17 protein-coding genes are annotated in these 14,796 nt (G+C 71.4%); 14 read left to right on the plus strand and 3 right to left on the minus strand.

Annotated elements, in window-relative coordinates; translation table 11 throughout:
• Nucleotides 1-21 precede the first annotated feature (21 nt).
• The gene (locus tag ACIRG6_RS01360; RefSeq protein ID WP_225636285.1) at nucleotides 22-1,485 is read right to left on the minus strand and encodes a regulator; all 1,464 of its coding nucleotides are present in this window, start codon (nucleotides 1,483-1,485) and stop codon (nucleotides 22-24) included.
• 258 nt (nucleotides 1,486-1,743) lie between these two features.
• Here ACIRG6_RS01360 and lipB point away from each other — a divergent pair, with 258 nt between their 5' ends.
• From lipB to ACIRG6_RS01380, 4 genes are all read left to right on the plus strand, one after another.
• A complete protein-coding gene (lipB, locus tag ACIRG6_RS01365) occupies nucleotides 1,744-2,550 on the plus strand; it encodes a lipoyl(octanoyl) transferase LipB (protein ID WP_364684527.1) in 807 nt (268 codons plus the stop codon).
• 176 nt (nucleotides 2,551-2,726) lie between these two features.
• A complete protein-coding gene (gene lipA / locus ACIRG6_RS01370; RefSeq protein ID WP_239768554.1) occupies nucleotides 2,727-3,692 on the plus strand; it encodes a lipoyl synthase in 966 nt (321 codons plus the stop codon).
• Nucleotides 3,693-3,965: 273 nt separating this feature from the next.
• Entirely contained in the window at nucleotides 3,966-4,169 is a 204-nt protein-coding gene (locus tag ACIRG6_RS01375; RefSeq protein WP_403320164.1) for an SCO2195 family GlnR-regulated protein, read from the plus strand.
• 68 nt (nucleotides 4,170-4,237) lie between these two features.
• Nucleotides 4,238-4,939 (plus strand): DUF4191 domain-containing protein, encoded by a 702-nt coding sequence (locus ACIRG6_RS01380; RefSeq protein WP_189228142.1) that lies wholly within the window; start codon nucleotides 4,238-4,240, stop codon nucleotides 4,937-4,939.
• A 118-nt stretch (nucleotides 4,940-5,057) separates the two neighbouring features.
• Here the strand turns inward: ACIRG6_RS01380 and ACIRG6_RS01385 are convergent, their stop codons facing one another.
• Nucleotides 5,058-5,525: an RDD family protein gene (locus tag ACIRG6_RS01385; protein WP_189228141.1), complete on the minus strand. Its 468-nt coding sequence runs from the start codon at nucleotides 5,523-5,525 to the stop codon at nucleotides 5,058-5,060.
• A 231-nt stretch (nucleotides 5,526-5,756) separates the two neighbouring features.
• Here ACIRG6_RS01385 and glnA point away from each other — a divergent pair, with 231 nt between their 5' ends.
• The 5 genes from glnA (at nucleotide 5,757) to ACIRG6_RS01410 (ending at nucleotide 10,452) form a co-directional block, all read left to right on the plus strand.
• Nucleotides 5,757-7,166 (plus strand): type I glutamate--ammonia ligase, encoded by a 1,410-nt coding sequence (gene glnA / locus ACIRG6_RS01390; RefSeq protein WP_189228140.1) that lies wholly within the window; start codon nucleotides 5,757-5,759, stop codon nucleotides 7,164-7,166.
• A 130-nt stretch (nucleotides 7,167-7,296) separates the two neighbouring features.
• A complete protein-coding gene (locus ACIRG6_RS01395; protein WP_239768548.1) occupies nucleotides 7,297-7,557 on the plus strand; it encodes an SCO2583/SCO2584 N-terminal domain-containing protein in 261 nt (86 codons plus the stop codon).
• Between the two features lie 130 nt (nucleotides 7,558-7,687).
• Nucleotides 7,688-8,605, plus strand: a complete 918-nt coding sequence (gene htpX / locus ACIRG6_RS01400; RefSeq protein WP_364677488.1) for a zinc metalloprotease HtpX — start codon at nucleotides 7,688-7,690, stop codon at nucleotides 8,603-8,605.
• 5 nt (nucleotides 8,606-8,610) lie between these two features.
• Nucleotides 8,611-9,189, plus strand: a complete 579-nt coding sequence (gene pspAB / locus ACIRG6_RS01405) for a PspA-associated protein PspAB (RefSeq protein WP_403320166.1) — start codon at nucleotides 8,611-8,613, stop codon at nucleotides 9,187-9,189.
• Nucleotides 9,190-9,267: 78 nt separating this feature from the next.
• Nucleotides 9,268-10,452: a winged helix DNA-binding domain-containing protein gene (locus ACIRG6_RS01410; protein ID WP_364677485.1), complete on the plus strand. Its 1,185-nt coding sequence runs from the start codon at nucleotides 9,268-9,270 to the stop codon at nucleotides 10,450-10,452.
• Between the two features lie 155 nt (nucleotides 10,453-10,607).
• On the opposite strand, the gene ACIRG6_RS01415 is transcribed toward ACIRG6_RS01410, so the two are convergent.
• Complete coding sequence (locus ACIRG6_RS01415) at nucleotides 10,608-10,922, minus strand: hypothetical protein (RefSeq protein ID WP_189228135.1); 315 nt, start codon at nucleotides 10,920-10,922, stop codon at nucleotides 10,608-10,610.
• 174 nt (nucleotides 10,923-11,096) lie between these two features.
• On the opposite strand from ACIRG6_RS01415, the gene ACIRG6_RS01420 reads away from it, so the two are divergent.
• The 5 genes from ACIRG6_RS01420 (at nucleotide 11,097) to ACIRG6_RS01440 (ending at nucleotide 14,778) form a co-directional block, all read left to right on the plus strand.
• On the plus strand, nucleotides 11,097-11,456 hold the full coding sequence (locus ACIRG6_RS01420) for an arsenate reductase family protein (protein WP_364677483.1): 360 nt from the start codon (nucleotides 11,097-11,099) through the stop codon (nucleotides 11,454-11,456).
• An 83-nt stretch (nucleotides 11,457-11,539) separates the two neighbouring features.
• Nucleotides 11,540-11,698, plus strand: coding sequence for a hypothetical protein (locus ACIRG6_RS01425; RefSeq protein ID WP_364677481.1), 159 nt, complete (start codon nucleotides 11,540-11,542; stop codon nucleotides 11,696-11,698).
• A 120-nt stretch (nucleotides 11,699-11,818) separates the two neighbouring features.
• On the plus strand, nucleotides 11,819-12,532 hold the full coding sequence (locus ACIRG6_RS01430; RefSeq protein WP_364677479.1) for an RlpA-like double-psi beta-barrel domain-containing protein: 714 nt from the start codon (nucleotides 11,819-11,821) through the stop codon (nucleotides 12,530-12,532).
• Between the two features lie 227 nt (nucleotides 12,533-12,759).
• Entirely contained in the window at nucleotides 12,760-13,791 is a 1,032-nt protein-coding gene (gene glnII, locus ACIRG6_RS01435; RefSeq protein ID WP_318218280.1) for a glutamine synthetase, read from the plus strand.
• A 390-nt stretch (nucleotides 13,792-14,181) separates the two neighbouring features.
• Nucleotides 14,182-14,778 carry a winged helix-turn-helix domain-containing protein gene (locus ACIRG6_RS01440; protein WP_403320169.1) on the plus strand — a complete coding sequence of 199 codons (597 nt, stop codon included), beginning with the start codon at nucleotides 14,182-14,184 and terminating at the stop codon, nucleotides 14,776-14,778.
• Nucleotides 14,779-14,796 lie beyond the last annotated feature (18 nt).

Consider the following 14,796-nt stretch of genomic DNA (forward strand, 5'->3'; position numbering starts at 1 on the left):
CACCCCAGGGCCGCCACGTCGTCACCCCAGGGCCGCCACCTTGTCGCGGTAGCCGCGCACGGGTGCCGCGTCCCGGTACGGCTCCAGCCGCCGTTCGAAGTCGCGCACGTACTCCGCCGCCCGTACCGACCGCATCTCGGCCGCCTGCCCGGCCGCTTCGGCGGCCAGCTGGCAGGCCTGGTCGAGTTCGCCGAGGCCGAGGCGGGCGGTGGCGAGGACGACCCGGCAGAACAGCCGGCTGCGGGCGTAGGCGGGGGCGCGCAGTTGCAGGGAGCGCTCCGCGTGCTGGGCGGCGGCGCGGAACTGCTGGAGGTCGCGGTGGCAGTGCCCGAACTCGTCGGCGAGCTGTGCCTCGTCGAAGAAGCGCGCCCAGTGCGGCACCTCGTCCCCGGGCCGGGCGGCCTCCAGGGCGCGCTCGGCCCGCACCAGGGCGGCCGTGCACGCCCGCACCTCGCCGAGGACGCCGTGCGCCCGCGCCTCGGCGGCGTGCAGCAGCGTCTGCACGACCGGCGGCGCGGAGGTGCCGACGCCCTGCTGGGCGACGCGCGCGAGCTGCACGGCCTCGCGGCCGTGGCCGAGGTAGACGGCCTGGCGGCTCATGGTGACCAGCACGTACGAGCCGTACGCCCGGTCCCCGGCCGCCTGGGCGAGCCGCAGCGCCTGCACGAAGTAGCGCTGGGCGAGCCCGTGCGCGGCGATGTCGTACGACGTCCAGCCCGCGAGCCGGGTCAGGTCGGCGGCGGCGGCGAACAGCCGGCGGCCGGTCTGCTCGCCGTAGGTGCCGCGCAGCATCGGCTCCAGCTCGTGCTCCAGGTAGCGCACGAGGGCCTGGCGGGCATGGCCGCCGCCGTACCGGTCGTCGAGGCTGCGGAACAGCTCGCCCACCGAGCGCAGCGCGGCGAGGTCGCCGCCGGTGACCTTCTGGCCGGGCCCGCGGTCGGCCGGCACCCGCCGGCGTGAGGGGGCGAGCGGCACCGGGCCGCCGGGGAACGCCGGACGGCCCTGCGCGGGGATGCGGACGGGCACCTCCGAGCGGGCCACCTTCTCGTCGGCGCGGCCGATCAGCCAGTCCCGGCTGGGCACGACGAGTCCGGCCGGGGTGAAGGCGATCTTGCGCAGCTCGGCGTGGCTGCCGGAGTCCTTGCGCCACAGCCCGCCGACGATGTCGACGGCCTCCTCCGGGGTGGCGGCGAACTCGAGGCCCGCGTACACGGGGGCGCAGGCGTCCAGGCCGAGGTCCTGAGCGCTGAGGCGGCGGCCGAGGCGCCGGGTGAAGACCTCGGCGATCAGGGCGGGGGTGGTGCCGCGTGGCTGCTGGCCGCGCAGCCACCGGGTGACGGACGTCTTGTCGTATCTCAGGTCCAGGCCGTGTTCGAGTCCGAGCTGGTCGACGCGACGCGCGAGACCCGCATTGGAGAACCCCGCTTCGGCGATGAGCGCGGCGAGCTGGCGGTTGGGGGTGCGCTGCGCGGGTCGTTCCGTCATGGTGCGGTGCGGTCTCCTGCCTTCCGGGCCCTTCGATATGCCCGGAGCGCCTGTGAGCAGCCCTTATGGCCTCGTGAACGGCGCGAATGTAGCGGAGAGTAAGCAGCCGATCGCACCATTCCTCTGCCATTCATCCGATCGTGTGAGGATTCCCTGTCGAGCTGACGGACAGCGGCCCCCCGACGGAGGTCAGGCAGGCGGTCGTACAGTGGCGTGGGCACGGTTCGTGCCTTACGACCTTCCAGGGAGGCTCTTGCCGTGAGTGAGCTTCGGTTCATCCGAATGGGGTTCGGCGCCGAGCGCGTCGAGTACCAGGAGGCATGGGACGAGCAGCGCCGGGTGCACGCCGCGCGGTTCGCCGACGAGGTCCCGGACACCGTGCTGCTTCTCGAACACCCGCCGGTCTACACGGCCGGGCGGCGCACCGCGGACGAGGAGCGCCCGCTCGACGGCACGCCGGTCATCGACGTGGACCGCGGCGGCAAGATCACCTGGCACGGACCGGGCCAGCTGGTCGGCTACCCGATCCAGAAGCTCCCGCGCCCGGTCGACGTCGTCGCGCACGTGCGGCGGCTGGAGGAGGCGCTGATCCGCACCTGCGCCGACTTCGGCGTCGAGACCACCCGGGTCGAGGGCCGCAGCGGGGTCTGGGTCCTCGGCGACCCGGTGGAGAAGCGCCCGGCGCGACATGGAGGGGCGGGCCTCTCTCTCGACTTCGACCCGCGTCTGACCGACGAGGAGTTCGACCCCCGCCTCAACGGGCCGGAGTACGCCCCGTCCAACGCGGGCCAGCGCCGCGAGGACCGCAAGATCGCGGCGATCGGCATCCGGGTGGCCAAGGGCGTCACCATGCACGGCTTCGCCCTGAACGTGAACCCCGACAACAAGTGGTTCGACAAGATCATTCCGTGCGGCATCCGCGACGCGGGCGTCGCGTCCCTGGCGAACGAGCTGGGCCGGGACGTGACCATCGAGGAGGTCCTCCCGGTGGCGGAGCGCCACCTGCGGGACGTCCTGGAGAACGCGGACCTCAAGCCGAGGCTGATCGAGAAGACCCCGGCGTGATCTCGGCGCCGGCGGCATAAACCCAGCCGGTCCGGTGTTTGAGGGCAAGGCCCGTTCAGGGCCGAAGCGGGGGCCTGGGGGCCGCAGCCCCCAGCAAGGCCAGCACCCTCGCCGGGCATCAAATCAACGGGCGTACCCTGAAGGTCGCCGAAGAATCAATCGCTAGGGAGCCGGTCGTGTCCGCAGTCGCACCCGACGGACGCAAGATGCTGCGCCTGGAGGTCCGCAACAGCCAGACCCCCATCGAGCGCAAGCCCGAGTGGATCAAGACCCGGGCGAAAATGGGCCCCGAGTACACGAAGATGCAGAACCTCGTGAAGAGCGAGGGCCTGCACACGGTCTGCCAGGAAGCCGGCTGTCCCAACATCTACGAGTGCTGGGAGGACCGCGAGGCGACCTTCCTCATCGGCGGCGACCAGTGCACCCGGCGCTGCGACTTCTGCCAGATCGACACCGGCAAGCCCGAGGCGCTCGACCGCGACGAGCCGCGCCGGGTGGGCGAGTCCGTGGTCACCATGGACCTGAACTACGCCACCATCACCGGCGTGGCCCGTGACGACCTGCCGGACGGCGGCGCCTGGCTGTACGCGGAGACGGTGCGCCAGATCCACCAGCAGACGGCGGAGCGCCAGGAGGGCCGCACCAAGGTCGAACTGCTGGCCCCCGACTTCAACGCGGTGCCGGAGCTGCTCCGCGAGGTCTTCGACTCGCGCCCCGAGGTCTTCGCGCACAACGTCGAGACCGTGCCGCGCATCTTCAAGCGGATCCGCCCCGGCTTCCGCTACGAGCGCTCCCTGAAGGTGATCACCGAGGCCCGCGACTACGGCCTGGTGACCAAGTCCAACCTGATCCTCGGCATGGGCGAGACCCGTGAGGAGATCAGCGAGGCGCTCAAGCAGCTGCACGAGGCCGGCTGCGAGCTGATCACCATCACGCAGTACCTGCGCCCGTCCGTGCGCCACCACCCCGTGGAGCGCTGGGTCAAGCCGCAGGAGTTCGTGGAGCTGAAGGAGGAGGCCGAGCAGATCGGCTTCTCCGGCGTGATGTCCGGCCCGCTGGTGCGCTCGTCCTACCGCGCCGGGCGGCTCTACCGGATGGCGGTCGAGAAGCGCGACACCGTCGTCGCCGGCCAGGCCGTCTGACGCACCGTCAGCCTCCGCCCGCCCGGCGGAGGCGCACCGCGTGTGAATTCACGCACAAGACACTACTCGGCAGTAGTGGCCGATACACCGCGGCCCCGACCGTCCTCGCAGATGAGGGCACCTGGTCGGGGCCGCGTCGCCGTTCCGGGCCCCGGCACCACCGCTTCATGTGCGTTTGACCGGCGGGTCACGTCCTGGTAACACCAATCAGTGACCCTGGAATCACAGCACGTACACCCGCACCCGGATCCGTACCGAGGGGGGACCTCCACCATGCAGGCCGCGCCCGTTCGCGCCACCGCCATCCCGTCGTTCACCGACGCCCTGCGCGCCGTCGAGTCGCTGCTGATGGGCAGCGGCCAGCGCACCGCCCGGCGCAACGCCTGGACCTCCGTGCTGGAGGACCGCCGCCGGGCCAAGGAGCGGATCGAGACCGAGCGGGTCCTGCAGCAGCAGGTCGTCGCCGGCCGCCGCTGACCTCCCCCGTACGGCGGCGCCGGGCACTGCCGTCGTCGGCGCCTTCCCGGCCACGTAGACTTCACGACATGGCGAGGAAGGAACCTGCAGCGGACGCTGCGAATCCCGGGCGACTGAAGCAGATCGCTCTGACCTACAAGATGACCCGCAAGGCCGACAAGAAGATCGGTCTTGTGCTCGCGGGTGTCGGCATCGTCGTCTTCGGTGTCCTCCTCGCGATCGGTTTCCTGATCGGTCACCCCATCTATCTCGGCATCCTGGGCCTGCTGCTCGCCTTCCTCGCGACGGCGATCGTCTTCGGGCGCCGGGCCGAGCGGGCGGCCTTCGGGCAGATGGAGGGCCAGCCGGGCGCCGCCGCGGCGGTACTGGACAACATCGGCCGGGGCTGGACGACGACCCCCGCGGTGGCGATGAACCGCAGCCAGGACGTGGTGCACCGCGCGGTCGGCAAGGCCGGCATCGTGCTGGTCGCCGAGGGCAACCCGAACCGGGTGAAGTCCCTGCTGGCGGCCGAGAAGAAGAAGATGAACCGGATCGTCGCCGACGTGCCCGTCCACGACCTGATCGTGGGCACCGGCGAGGACCAGGTCGAGCTGAAGAAGCTGCGCACGACCATGCTCAAGCTTCCGCGCGTCCTGACCGGCCCGCAGGTCACCGCGACCAACGACCGGCTGCGCGCGCTGGGCGACCTGATGAGCAACATGCCCCTGCCCAAGGGCCCGATGCCCAAGGGCATGCGGATGCCCAAGGGCGGCAACCCCCGACGCTGAGCCCGGCACGACCCAGCACTCGCACCCGAACGCGGTACGGCGATGGGGGCGCCCGACGAGCCAATCTGCGGCTACCGCCGCGTGGCTGCGGGCGCCCCCATCGCCGTAGGACCGCGTGCTAGATCCGGACCTCCACGGTGCGCGCCAGCCGGTCGTGCAGCCCCCGGCCGTCGCGGTCCCAGATGAGCGCGGGGATCGCGACGCACAGCAGGACCGATCGCAGCAGCGCGCGCGCCGGGCTGACGCGGCCCGTGCCCAGCTCCACCACGCGCAGACCGAAGAGGCGCTTGCCCGGGGTGAAGCCGAGCGTGCCGACGGTCAGGACGCTGAGCACGAAGAAGATCAGCAGCGCCCAGTTGCTCGCCGTCTGGCCGTAGCTGCCCGTGATCAGGCCGTATGCGATCAAGGAGCACAGGGCCCAGTCGACGGCGAGGGCGCCGAGCCTGCGGCCCGGACGGGCGATGGAGCCCGGCCCCTCCTCCGGCAGCCCGAGCTGCTCGCCCCGGTATCCGAGATCGGCGCCGGCCCCTTCGATGGCCGCGCGCGGCCCGGAGAGCCACGATCCGATTGCTTGCCTGTTGTCCACCCGTCCACGGTACTGCGCCCCCATATGCCCCAAGGACGGCGGGGTGCGCAGCGGGGTGTGCCGGGCCCGGATGGGGCCTAGGCTGGAAGGGAGCCGGTTAACTTCTGCGAAACAAATGGGTCACGCCCGAGAAATCACCCGTCCTTAGGGTCGAGGCAGCGTGTGCCACCCGCACTGGCCGCACGAACGATCTACCACCCCGGCGGGACGGTCGGGAGTAGGAGGAGCTGGATGTTCCAGAACGCCGACGAGGCCAAGAAGTACATCGCGGACGAGGACGTCAAGTTCGTCGACGTCCGGTTCTGCGACCTGCCGGGCGTCATGCAGCACTTCACGTTGCCCGCCGAGGCGTTCGACCCCGACGACGAGCAGGCCTTCGACGGATCCTCGATCCGCGGCTTCCAGGCCATCCACGAGTCGGACATGTCCCTGCGCCCCGACCTGTCCACGGCGCGCATCGACCCGTTCCGCCGGGACAAGACCCTCAACATCAACTTCTTCATCCACGACCCGATCACGGGCGAGCAGTACTCCCGCGACCCGCGGAACGTGGCGAAGAAGGCCGAGGCCTACCTCGCCTCCACCGGCATCGCCGACACGGCGTTCTTCGGTCCCGAGGCCGAGTTCTACGTCTTCGACTCCGTCCGCTTCGCCACCAGCGCGAACGAGTCCTTCTACCACATCGACTCCGAGGCCGGCGCCTGGAACACCGGTGCTCTGGAGGACAACCGCGGTTACAAGGTCCGCTACAAGGGCGGCTACTTCCCGGTCCCGCCGGTCGACCACTTCGCCGACCTGCGCGCCGAGATCTCCCTGGAGCTGGAGCGGTCCGGCCTCAAGGTCGAGCGCCAGCACCACGAGGTGGGCACCGCCGGCCAGGCCGAGATCAACTACAAGTTCAACACGCTGCTCGCCGCCGCGGACGACCTCCAGCTCTTCAAGTACATCGTGAAGAACGTGGCCTGGAAGAACGGCAAGACGGCGACCTTCATGCCGAAGCCGATCTTCGGTGACAACGGCTCGGGCATGCACGTCCACCAGTCGCTGTGGAGCAACGGCGAGCCGCTGTTCTACGACGAGCAGGGCTACGCCGGCCTGTCGGACACCGCCCGCTACTACATCGGCGGCATCCTCAAGCACGCCCCGTCGCTGCTGGCCTTCACCAACCCGACGGTGAACTCCTACCACCGCCTGGTGCCGGGCTTCGAGGCGCCGGTGAACCTGGTCTACTCGCAGCGCAACCGCTCCGCCGCGATGCGTATCCCGATCACGGGCTCGAACCCGAAGGCCAAGCGCGTCGAGTTCCGCGCCCCGGACGCCTCCGGCAACCCGTACCTGGCCTTCTCGGCCCTGCTCCTCGCGGGTCTGGACGGCATCAAGAACAAGATCGAGCCGGCCGAGCCGATCGACAAGGACCTCTACGAGCTGGCTCCCGAGGAGCACGCCAACGTCGCGCAGGTCCCGACCTCCCTCGGCGCCGTCCTCGACCGCCTCGAGGCCGACCACGAGTTCCTCCTCCAGGGCGACGTCTTCACGCCGGACCTGATCGAGACGTGGATCGACTTCAAGCGCGCGAACGAGATCGCCCCGCTCCAGCTGCGTCCGCACCCGCACGAGTTCGAGCTCTACTTCGACGTGTGATCGACTCTTCAGGCCGTCCGGCGTCCCCGCTCCTGTCCCCAGGGGCGGGGACGCCGTCGTTTGCGCGGGCCGGCCCTCCTGGTGTACCAACACGGATGTTCGATCGACGGGAACGGGGAGAGGGGCGGGGATGTCCGAACGGGACGACGAGCAGCGGGAGTTCGACCTCACGTGGGCTGACGGAGCCGAGCACAAGGAGCCGTCCGCCCGTGCCCGGATGCTGGCCGCGCGCTGGAAGGAGAACCCTCCCGGACCGGTGCCCTTCCGTGCCGACCCCGATCACGTGGGATCCGGCCGCCGCTCCTCGTGGGTGTCCACCGCCGTGGTGCTCGGCAGTGTGGCCGCCGTGATCGTGCTGCTCGGGTACATCAACTTCCGGGCGCCCTACTAGGCGCCTTGCCGCCTCTTCTTTGCCGCCCGCCTCTTCTTTGCCGCCTCCGGTACCGGCCGCGACCCGTTCCTGGGGTGCGCCGGGTGCACACTGGACAACGGGACGAGTGCGCGACTGCGGGGTGATGCAGATGCAGAGCCGCTTCCGGAGCGACCGGCGGCTGACCGTGCGCATGGGAATCACGCTGTTCCTGCTCGGCCTGCTGTACGTGGGCTTCATCGCCGCGCTGATCGTGCTGCTGAAGTCCTGGGTCCTCGTCGTGGTGATCGTGGCCCTGATGTTCGGGGCGCAGTACTGGTTCTCCGACCGGATCGCGCTGTTCGCGATGCGGGGCCGGATCGTGGAGCGGGACGAGTACCCGGAGCTGCACGGAGTGGTCGACCGGCTGTCGGCGATGGCCGGCATGCCGAAGCCGGTGGTCGCCGTGTCGGCGATGGACATGCCGAACGCCTTCGCGACCGGGCGGAACCCTGACAACGCGGTGATCTGCGTGACCACCGGGCTGCTGCGCCGGCTGGAGCCGGCCGAGCTGGAGGGGGTGCTCGCGCACGAGCTGTCGCACGTGGCGCACAAGGACGTCGCCGTGATCACGGTCGCGTCCTTCCTGGGCGTGATCGCGGGGCTGGTCGTGCGCTTCGCCTTCTACTCGCAGCTGTTCGGCGGCGGACGGAGGGACCAGAACACCCTCATCGTGTTCGCGGCCGTGATGGGCGTCTCCGCGGCGGTGTACGCGCTCAGCTTCCTGCTGATCCGGGCCCTGTCCCGGTACCGGGAGCTGGCCGCGGACCGGGCCGCCGCCCTGCTCACCGGCCGTCCCTCGGCGCTGGCCTCCGCGCTCACCAAGGTGACCGGCGACATCGCCCGCATCCCGACGAAGGACCTGCGCACGGCGCAGGCCTTCAACGCCTTCTACTTCACGCCCGCCTTCGGCGCCGAGCCCGGCCTCGGACGGCTGTTCACCACGCACCCCAGCCTGGAGCAGCGGCTCGACCAGCTGGGCCGGATCTCCGCCGAACTGGGTGAGGCGGCGGCGCCCGGAAAGGCCTGAGAAGGATGGGCCTGCTGGACATCCTGCTCGGCCGCTCCAAGCCCGTCCCGCCCGACCTGGACCGGCTCTTCGCGCTGCCCGCGGCGGCGGTGGGCCTGCAGTCGGCGGCCGGTTTCACGCCGACCGGGCAGGGCGCGGTGTGCTTCGCCACGGTCGAGGGCGCCGCCTTCGAGCAGACGCACCGGGAGGTCCGGGCCCTGCTGGACGCGGACGCCGGCCGGACCCCGGTGGAACTGAGCCACGACTCCTACGGCTACTCCTGGCTCGTCTCGCACCGCTCCCCCGACCAGCTGCCGCAGCTCGTGAACGACCTGCACGCGGTGAACAGCTCGATGGAGGTCAACGGTTTTGGACCGCAGCTGCTGTGCTCCCTGGCCGGCTTCCGCGACGACGACGGGCGGCGGCTCGCGCTCGTCTACCTCTACAAGCGGGGCACCTTCTACCCCTTCGCGCCCCTGCCCGGTGACCGGCAGCAACGGGACAACGCGCTGGAGCTGCGGATACGGGCGGTGCTCGCCGACGAGCTGCCGGTCGAGGACGACCTGGGGCGCTGGTTCCCGGTGTGGGGCGCTCCGGGGCTGTGACCCGCACGGGCACCGCCGCTGTCAGTGGTGTCGGGCAGGATGGCCGCACCGAGACGCGACGGGCGGGCGGAGGCCGGTATGGGTGAAGGACGGCGGCACATCGGGACGGCGGAGCGGCGGGCCAGGCTCGCGCTGCGCCAGCGACTGGCGCGCGGGGCCCGGGCGGGCAGCCCGGAGGAGGTCGCCGGTTCACTGGTCGCCCTGCACGGCACGGACCCCTCGACGGTGTACCTGGCCGTCGGCGCACGGCTGGCGGACCCGGCGAAGACGGTGGGCGAGACGGAGCGGGCGCTGTACGAGGACGGGGCGCTGGTCCGGATGCACGGCATGCGGCACACCGTGTTCGTCTTCCCGGCCGGGCTGACGGCGGTCGTGCACGCCTCGACCGGTCTCGCGGTGGCCGCCCGGGAGCGGGCCGCGCTGCTCAAGCACATGGCGGCGGCCGGTGCGCCGGACGCGGCCTGGCTGGCGGAGGTCGAGGAGTCGACGCTGGCGGCGCTGGCCCGGCGCGGGCAGGCGACGGCGGCCGAACTGGCCCGCGACGAGCCGCGGCTGAAGGAGCAGTTCGCGTACGCGGCCGGGAAGAACTACGCGGGCACGCACACGGTCTCCACCCGGCTGCTGAAGGTGCTGGGGGTGGAGGGCAAGGTCGTGCGGGGCCGGCCGCTGGGTTCGTGGACGTCCAGCCAGTTCCGCTGGGCGCCGGCGCCCGAGCATCCCGAGCTGGACACCGCCGGGGCGCAGGCCGAGCTGCTGCGCCGGTGGCTGGGGGCGTGCGGGCCGGCCACCGAGGAGGACCTGAAGTGGTGGACGGGGTGGCGGGTGACGGAGGTGCGCCGGGCGCTGGCCGCGATCGGCGCGGAGACGGTGTCGCTGGACGAGGGCGCGGGGTACGTGGTCGCCGGTGACGCCGGTCCGGTGGCGGCGCCCGCGGAATCCTGGGCCGCGCTGCTGCCCGCGCTGGACCCGACGGCGATGGGCTGGCGGCACCGGGACTGGTATCTGGCGCCCGCGCTGCGGCCGATGCTGTTCGACCGCAGCGGCAACGTCGGCCCGACGGTCTGGTGGGACGGCCGCGTGATCGGCGGCTGGGCCCAGCGGGCCGACGGGGAGATCGTCTGGCGGCTCCTGGACGGCGAGGGCATCGGCCGGGAGGCGGAGGCCGCGATCACGGCGGAGGCGGAGCGTCTGCGGGGCTGGGTGGGGACCACCCGGATCACCCCACGCTTCCGGACGCCGCTGGAGCGGGAGCTGTCGGCGTAGGGCGAGCGACTCTCGACGCCGGTCAGGACACTCAGCCCGTCCGGCTTTTGAGGACGAGGCCGGTCAGGCCGAAGCGGGGGTCCGGGGGCGCGGCCCCCCGACACGGCAACCTCGGCGCCGGGCACCGTCGGAAGAAGCGGCACCCGGCGCCCGCGTCACCGCGAGTACCGCATCAGCGCCCGCACCATGTGGCACGTCGTGTCCGACGGCGGGTGCACGCCGATCGTCTCCGCGGCGCTGCGTATCGTCTCGTTGCGGGCCTGGTTCGGCAGGTAGACGCCGGAGTCGAGCAGGGCGATGGCGAGTCGCATCGCCTTGAGCCGGCGGTTGTGCGTGACGTACCACTCGCGGGGGCGGCCCGCCGGCAGCGGGCTCTTCTCCACGGGCTGGTACGGCAGGTCGAGCAGGACGGGTCGCTTGGCGGTCGACTGGGTGGGCAAGGGCTTCTGCTTCAGTGCGGCTGCGGGCACGGGCATCCTCCTGTCGCGGTCGGGGCGCCGTCCGGACACCCCGGCGACACCCTCGAACACTGCTTCTATTTTACCGCCCCCCACTGACAAAAGCCCCTGGCCACAAGGGCTTTCGGGGTTGCTGAGGCGTGCGGGGAGAACGGGTTTCGCGCCCCTCGGGCTACCGTGTGCGGCATGGAGATCTGGATCAACCCGGCCTGTTCCAAGTGCCGCAGCGCCATCAGCCTGCTCGACGCCGAGGGCGCCGACTACACCGTCCGCCGCTACCTGGAGGACGTACCGAGCGAGGACGAGATCCGCGAGGTCCTCACCCGCCTCGGCCTCGAACCGTGGGACATCACCCGCACCGGCGAGACCGACGCCAAGGAACTCGGACTGAAGGACTGGCCCCGTGACGAGGCGTCACGCGACCGCTGGGTCGCCGCGCTCGCCGCGCACCCGAAGCTGATCCAGCGCCCGATCATCACGGCGGAGGACGGAACGGCCGTCGTGGGCCGCTCCGAGGAGGCGGTACGGGACGCTCTGTCCCGCTGAGTCCCGGCGACCGCCCATGCGGCGCACTCGGCGCGGAGCGCCCTGTTACGCCGCCCGGTTCGGCCGGTGTCTTCCGGCGCCTGATGACCGTGCGCTCGGTGGTGTTCGCGAACGGCCAGTGGGGCGACGGCGCGGAGACCGGTGAGGCCGAGCTCACCCGGCAGACGGAGGGCCTGCTCCAGTACGTCGACGACAACGTGGTGGCGTACGAGGACGGCGACGACGTCCCCGGGGCGAGCTGACCTGCCCTCCCCCCGGCTGTGACGCAGGTTACTTCGGCGGATCCCCGTGACCGCTGAGTAACCTCGTTCGGTATCTCGTACATAGCGGCGTACGCTCCCCTACCTCTTCAGGAGGCGCGCATGTCGCGCAGGAGAAGTCTCGGTACGAAGAAGAAGATCGCGCTGCTGGTGAGCGCCGCGTCGGTGGCGGGCGGCGGGGCCTTCGTGATGGCGAACGCCTCGAACGCCGCGCAGACCACCCAGAACGCGCAGACCAAGTCCGCCCAGGACTCCACCGTCTGCCAGGGCCTGGCCACCGCGCTCGGCAACAACCAGCGGTTCATCGACGGCCAGCGGGCCGCCCCCGACGCGCAGTCCGAGGCGCGGATCGCCAACCGCGAGGCGGTCATCGAGGAGATCGAGCGCCAGCAGGAGGCGTCCGGGTGCGCGGTGGGGGAGTCGGCTCAGGACTCCCAGGCCGCGCGGCCGCCGCAGGACGGCCAGGACGCCGGGCAGGAGACGGGCCAGGACGCCGGGCAGGCGGGAGCCGGGCAGGAAGAGGCCGGACAGCAGGCCGGTGACCAGGCGGGCGGCGCCGCGCAGGCCGGTGAGCAGGTCTGCAACGGCTCCACCGTCACCCTCTCCGGCGAGGGCGGCGCACCCGCGGCCTCCAGCAACCAGTTCCCGGTGGGCACCAAGCTCAAGGTGACCAACCTGGACAACGACAAGTCGACAACGGTGGAGGTCGACTCGGTCTCGGGGAGCTGCGTGCTGCTCAACAACGCGGCGTTCGAACAGGTCCGGGAGCAGGGCAAGTTCCTCATCCGCCGGGCGCTGATCGAGAAGGTCGGCTGACCTCCTCTCCTCTTCGCCGCCCTCCACGCCTCCGCTCGGCCCGCGCCGAGCGGAGGCGTGGGCCGTGAGACGCGCCTCATCACCCCCAGGTAACACGGGGTTCACATACGGGCAACGGACGGGAAATCGCCTGTTGACACGCTGCACGGCAGTAGACGCGGCGCCCAGTGCCGCAGCGCCGCAGCACCCGCAAGTGCGCCCAGACCCACCCCGAAGGATGTGGCCCCGTGACCTTCAAGGCTGAGTACATCTGGATCGACGGCACCGAGCCGACGGCCAAGCTCCGTTCCAAGACGAAGATCATCACGGATGCCCCGGCCGGACTGGACGCCCTGCCGATCTGGGGTTTCGACGGGTCCTCCACCAACCAGGCCGAGGGCAGCTCCTCGGACTGCGTGCTCAAGCCGGTCTTCTCCTGCCCCGACCCGATCCGCGGCGGCGACGACATCCTGGTGCTGTGCGAGGTCCTCGACACGGACATGACGCCGCACCCGAGCAACACCCGGGCCGCGCTGGCCGAGCTCTCCGAGCGCTACGCCGCGCAGGAGCCGATCTTCGGCATCGAGCAGGAGTACACCTTCTTCAAGGGCTCCCGCCCGCTCGGCTTCCCCGAGGGCGGCTTCCCGGCCGCGCAGGGCGGCTACTACTGCGGTGTCGGCTCGGACGAGATCTTCGGCCGTGACGTCGTCGAGGCGCACCTGGAGAACTGCCTGAAGGCCGGCCTCGGCATCTCCGGCATCAACGCCGAGGTCATGCCCGGCCAGTGGGAGTTCCAGGTCGGCCCGCTGGCGCCGCTGGAGGTCTCCGACCAGCTGTGGGTGGCCCGCTGGCTGCTCTACCGCACCGCCGAGGACTTCGAGGTCTCCGCCACCCTGGACCCCAAGCCGGTCAAGGGCGACTGGAACGGCGCGGGCGCGCACACCAACTTCTCCACCAAGGCGATGCGCGAGGGCTACGACGCGATCATCACCGCGTGCGAGTCGCTCGGTGAGGGCTCCAAGCCGATGGACCACGTCAAGAACTACGGCGCGGGCATCGACGACCGCCTGACCGGCCTGCACGAGACCGCCCCGTGGAACGAGTACTCGTACGGCGTATCCGACCGCGGCGCCTCGGTCCGCATCCCGTGGCAGGTCGAGAAGGACGGCAAGGGCTACATCGAGGACCGCCGTCCCAACGCCAACGTCGACCCCTACGTGGTGACCCGCCTGCTGGTGGAGACCTGCTGCTCCGCCCTGGAGAAGGCCGGCCAGGTCTGATCCGTGCCGTCTAGAGAGGGGGCGTCCGCCGTCGTGGCGGGCGCCCTTTTGCGACGTCGGTTTCCGGCCGACGAGGCGTCAGGAGACGCCGGAAGACGTCCAAGCAGTGAGAGGACCCTCCTGCCGCGCGCGGCCGTCTGCTTCAATGGACCCATGTCCGCCTTCCAGAAGCACGCAGCGACGGGTCGCCACGACCTCGAGCCCTTCTGGCCTTCCCGTCAGCACCACGACTTCGACCGGGTGTGTTGCCGCGCGACGATCGCGCCGGCCCTGTGAAGCCGTAGTCCCGGCTTTCGCCGACGCGCACGACGTACGTCCCCGACGCCCCGGCCGCTGAGCCGCGGCCGTCGTCCTCCCGACGAACTCCTCGCGCGAAAGAGCTGACCTCTCATGGCGACCACTCGTTCCCTCTCCACCGCTCCCGTCACCGCCTCCGCCCCCGCCGCCCCGGCCCGCCACCGGCTGCGGGCCGTGGACCGGGACGAGGTGGTGGACGTCACGGACTTCCTGCCGCCGGGCGCCACCTGGCTGCCCGCTCCCCCGCACACCCTGCCCACCCTGCCGGGCCGGCCGCCCATGGTCGGCTACCTGGTGCTCGTCCCCGCCGACCAGCAGCCGCCCTTCCCGCCGGTGGCCGTGGCCGGCACGGCGCAGCAGGACGCCAAGGACGCCAAGGACGCCGACGTCGCCGGCGACCCGCTCGTCCGGATCGACGCCGCACGCCGGACCGCCTCCGTGGACGGACGCCAACTCGATCTGACCTACCTGGAGTTCGAGCTGCTCGCCCACCTCGTCGCGCACCCGCACCGCGTGCACACCCGCGACCAGCTGGTCACCACGGTGTGGGGCTACGGCCACGTCGGCGACGGCCGCACCGTGGACGTGCACGTCGCCCGGCTGCGCCGCAAGCTGGGCGCCGAACACCGGCGGACGATCCAGACCGTGCGGCGCGTCGGCTACAAGTACACGCCGCCCACCGGACGCTGAGGCTCTGCTGTCGGCAGA

Origin of the sequence: Streptomyces flaveolus, from assembly GCF_044765825.1 — a bacterium.
Lineage (GTDB): Bacteria > Actinomycetota > Actinomycetes > Streptomycetales > Streptomycetaceae > Streptomyces > Streptomyces flaveolus.

Bases quoted from the DNA above. Each gene is read 5' to 3' on its own strand.
- htpX (WP_364677488.1), top strand. From the start codon at position 7,688: ATGCAGAGCCGCTTCCGGAGCGACCGGCGGCTGACCGTGCGCATGGGA.
- pspAB (WP_403320166.1), top strand. From the start codon at position 8,611: ATGGGCCTGCTGGACATCCTGCTCGGCCGCTCCAAGCCCGTCCCGCCC.
- ACIRG6_RS01410 (WP_364677485.1), top strand. From the start codon at position 9,268: ATGGGTGAAGGACGGCGGCACATCGGGACGGCGGAGCGGCGGGCCAGG.
- ACIRG6_RS01420 (WP_364677483.1), top strand. From the start codon at position 11,097: ATGGAGATCTGGATCAACCCGGCCTGTTCCAAGTGCCGCAGCGCCATC.
- ACIRG6_RS01360 (WP_225636285.1), bottom strand. From the start codon at position 1,485: ATGACGGAACGACCCGCGCAGCGCACCCCCAACCGCCAGCTCGCCGCG.
- glnA (WP_189228140.1), top strand. From the start codon at position 5,757: ATGTTCCAGAACGCCGACGAGGCCAAGAAGTACATCGCGGACGAGGAC.
- ACIRG6_RS01380 (WP_189228142.1), top strand. From the start codon at position 4,238: ATGGCGAGGAAGGAACCTGCAGCGGACGCTGCGAATCCCGGGCGACTG.
- ACIRG6_RS01430 (WP_364677479.1), top strand. From the start codon at position 11,819: ATGTCGCGCAGGAGAAGTCTCGGTACGAAGAAGAAGATCGCGCTGCTG.
- ACIRG6_RS01425 (WP_364677481.1), top strand. From the start codon at position 11,540: ATGACCGTGCGCTCGGTGGTGTTCGCGAACGGCCAGTGGGGCGACGGC.
- ACIRG6_RS01440 (WP_403320169.1), top strand. From the start codon at position 14,182: ATGGCGACCACTCGTTCCCTCTCCACCGCTCCCGTCACCGCCTCCGCC.
- ACIRG6_RS01375 (WP_403320164.1), top strand. From the start codon at position 3,966: ATGCAGGCCGCGCCCGTTCGCGCCACCGCCATCCCGTCGTTCACCGAC.
- ACIRG6_RS01395 (WP_239768548.1), top strand. From the start codon at position 7,297: ATGTCCGAACGGGACGACGAGCAGCGGGAGTTCGACCTCACGTGGGCT.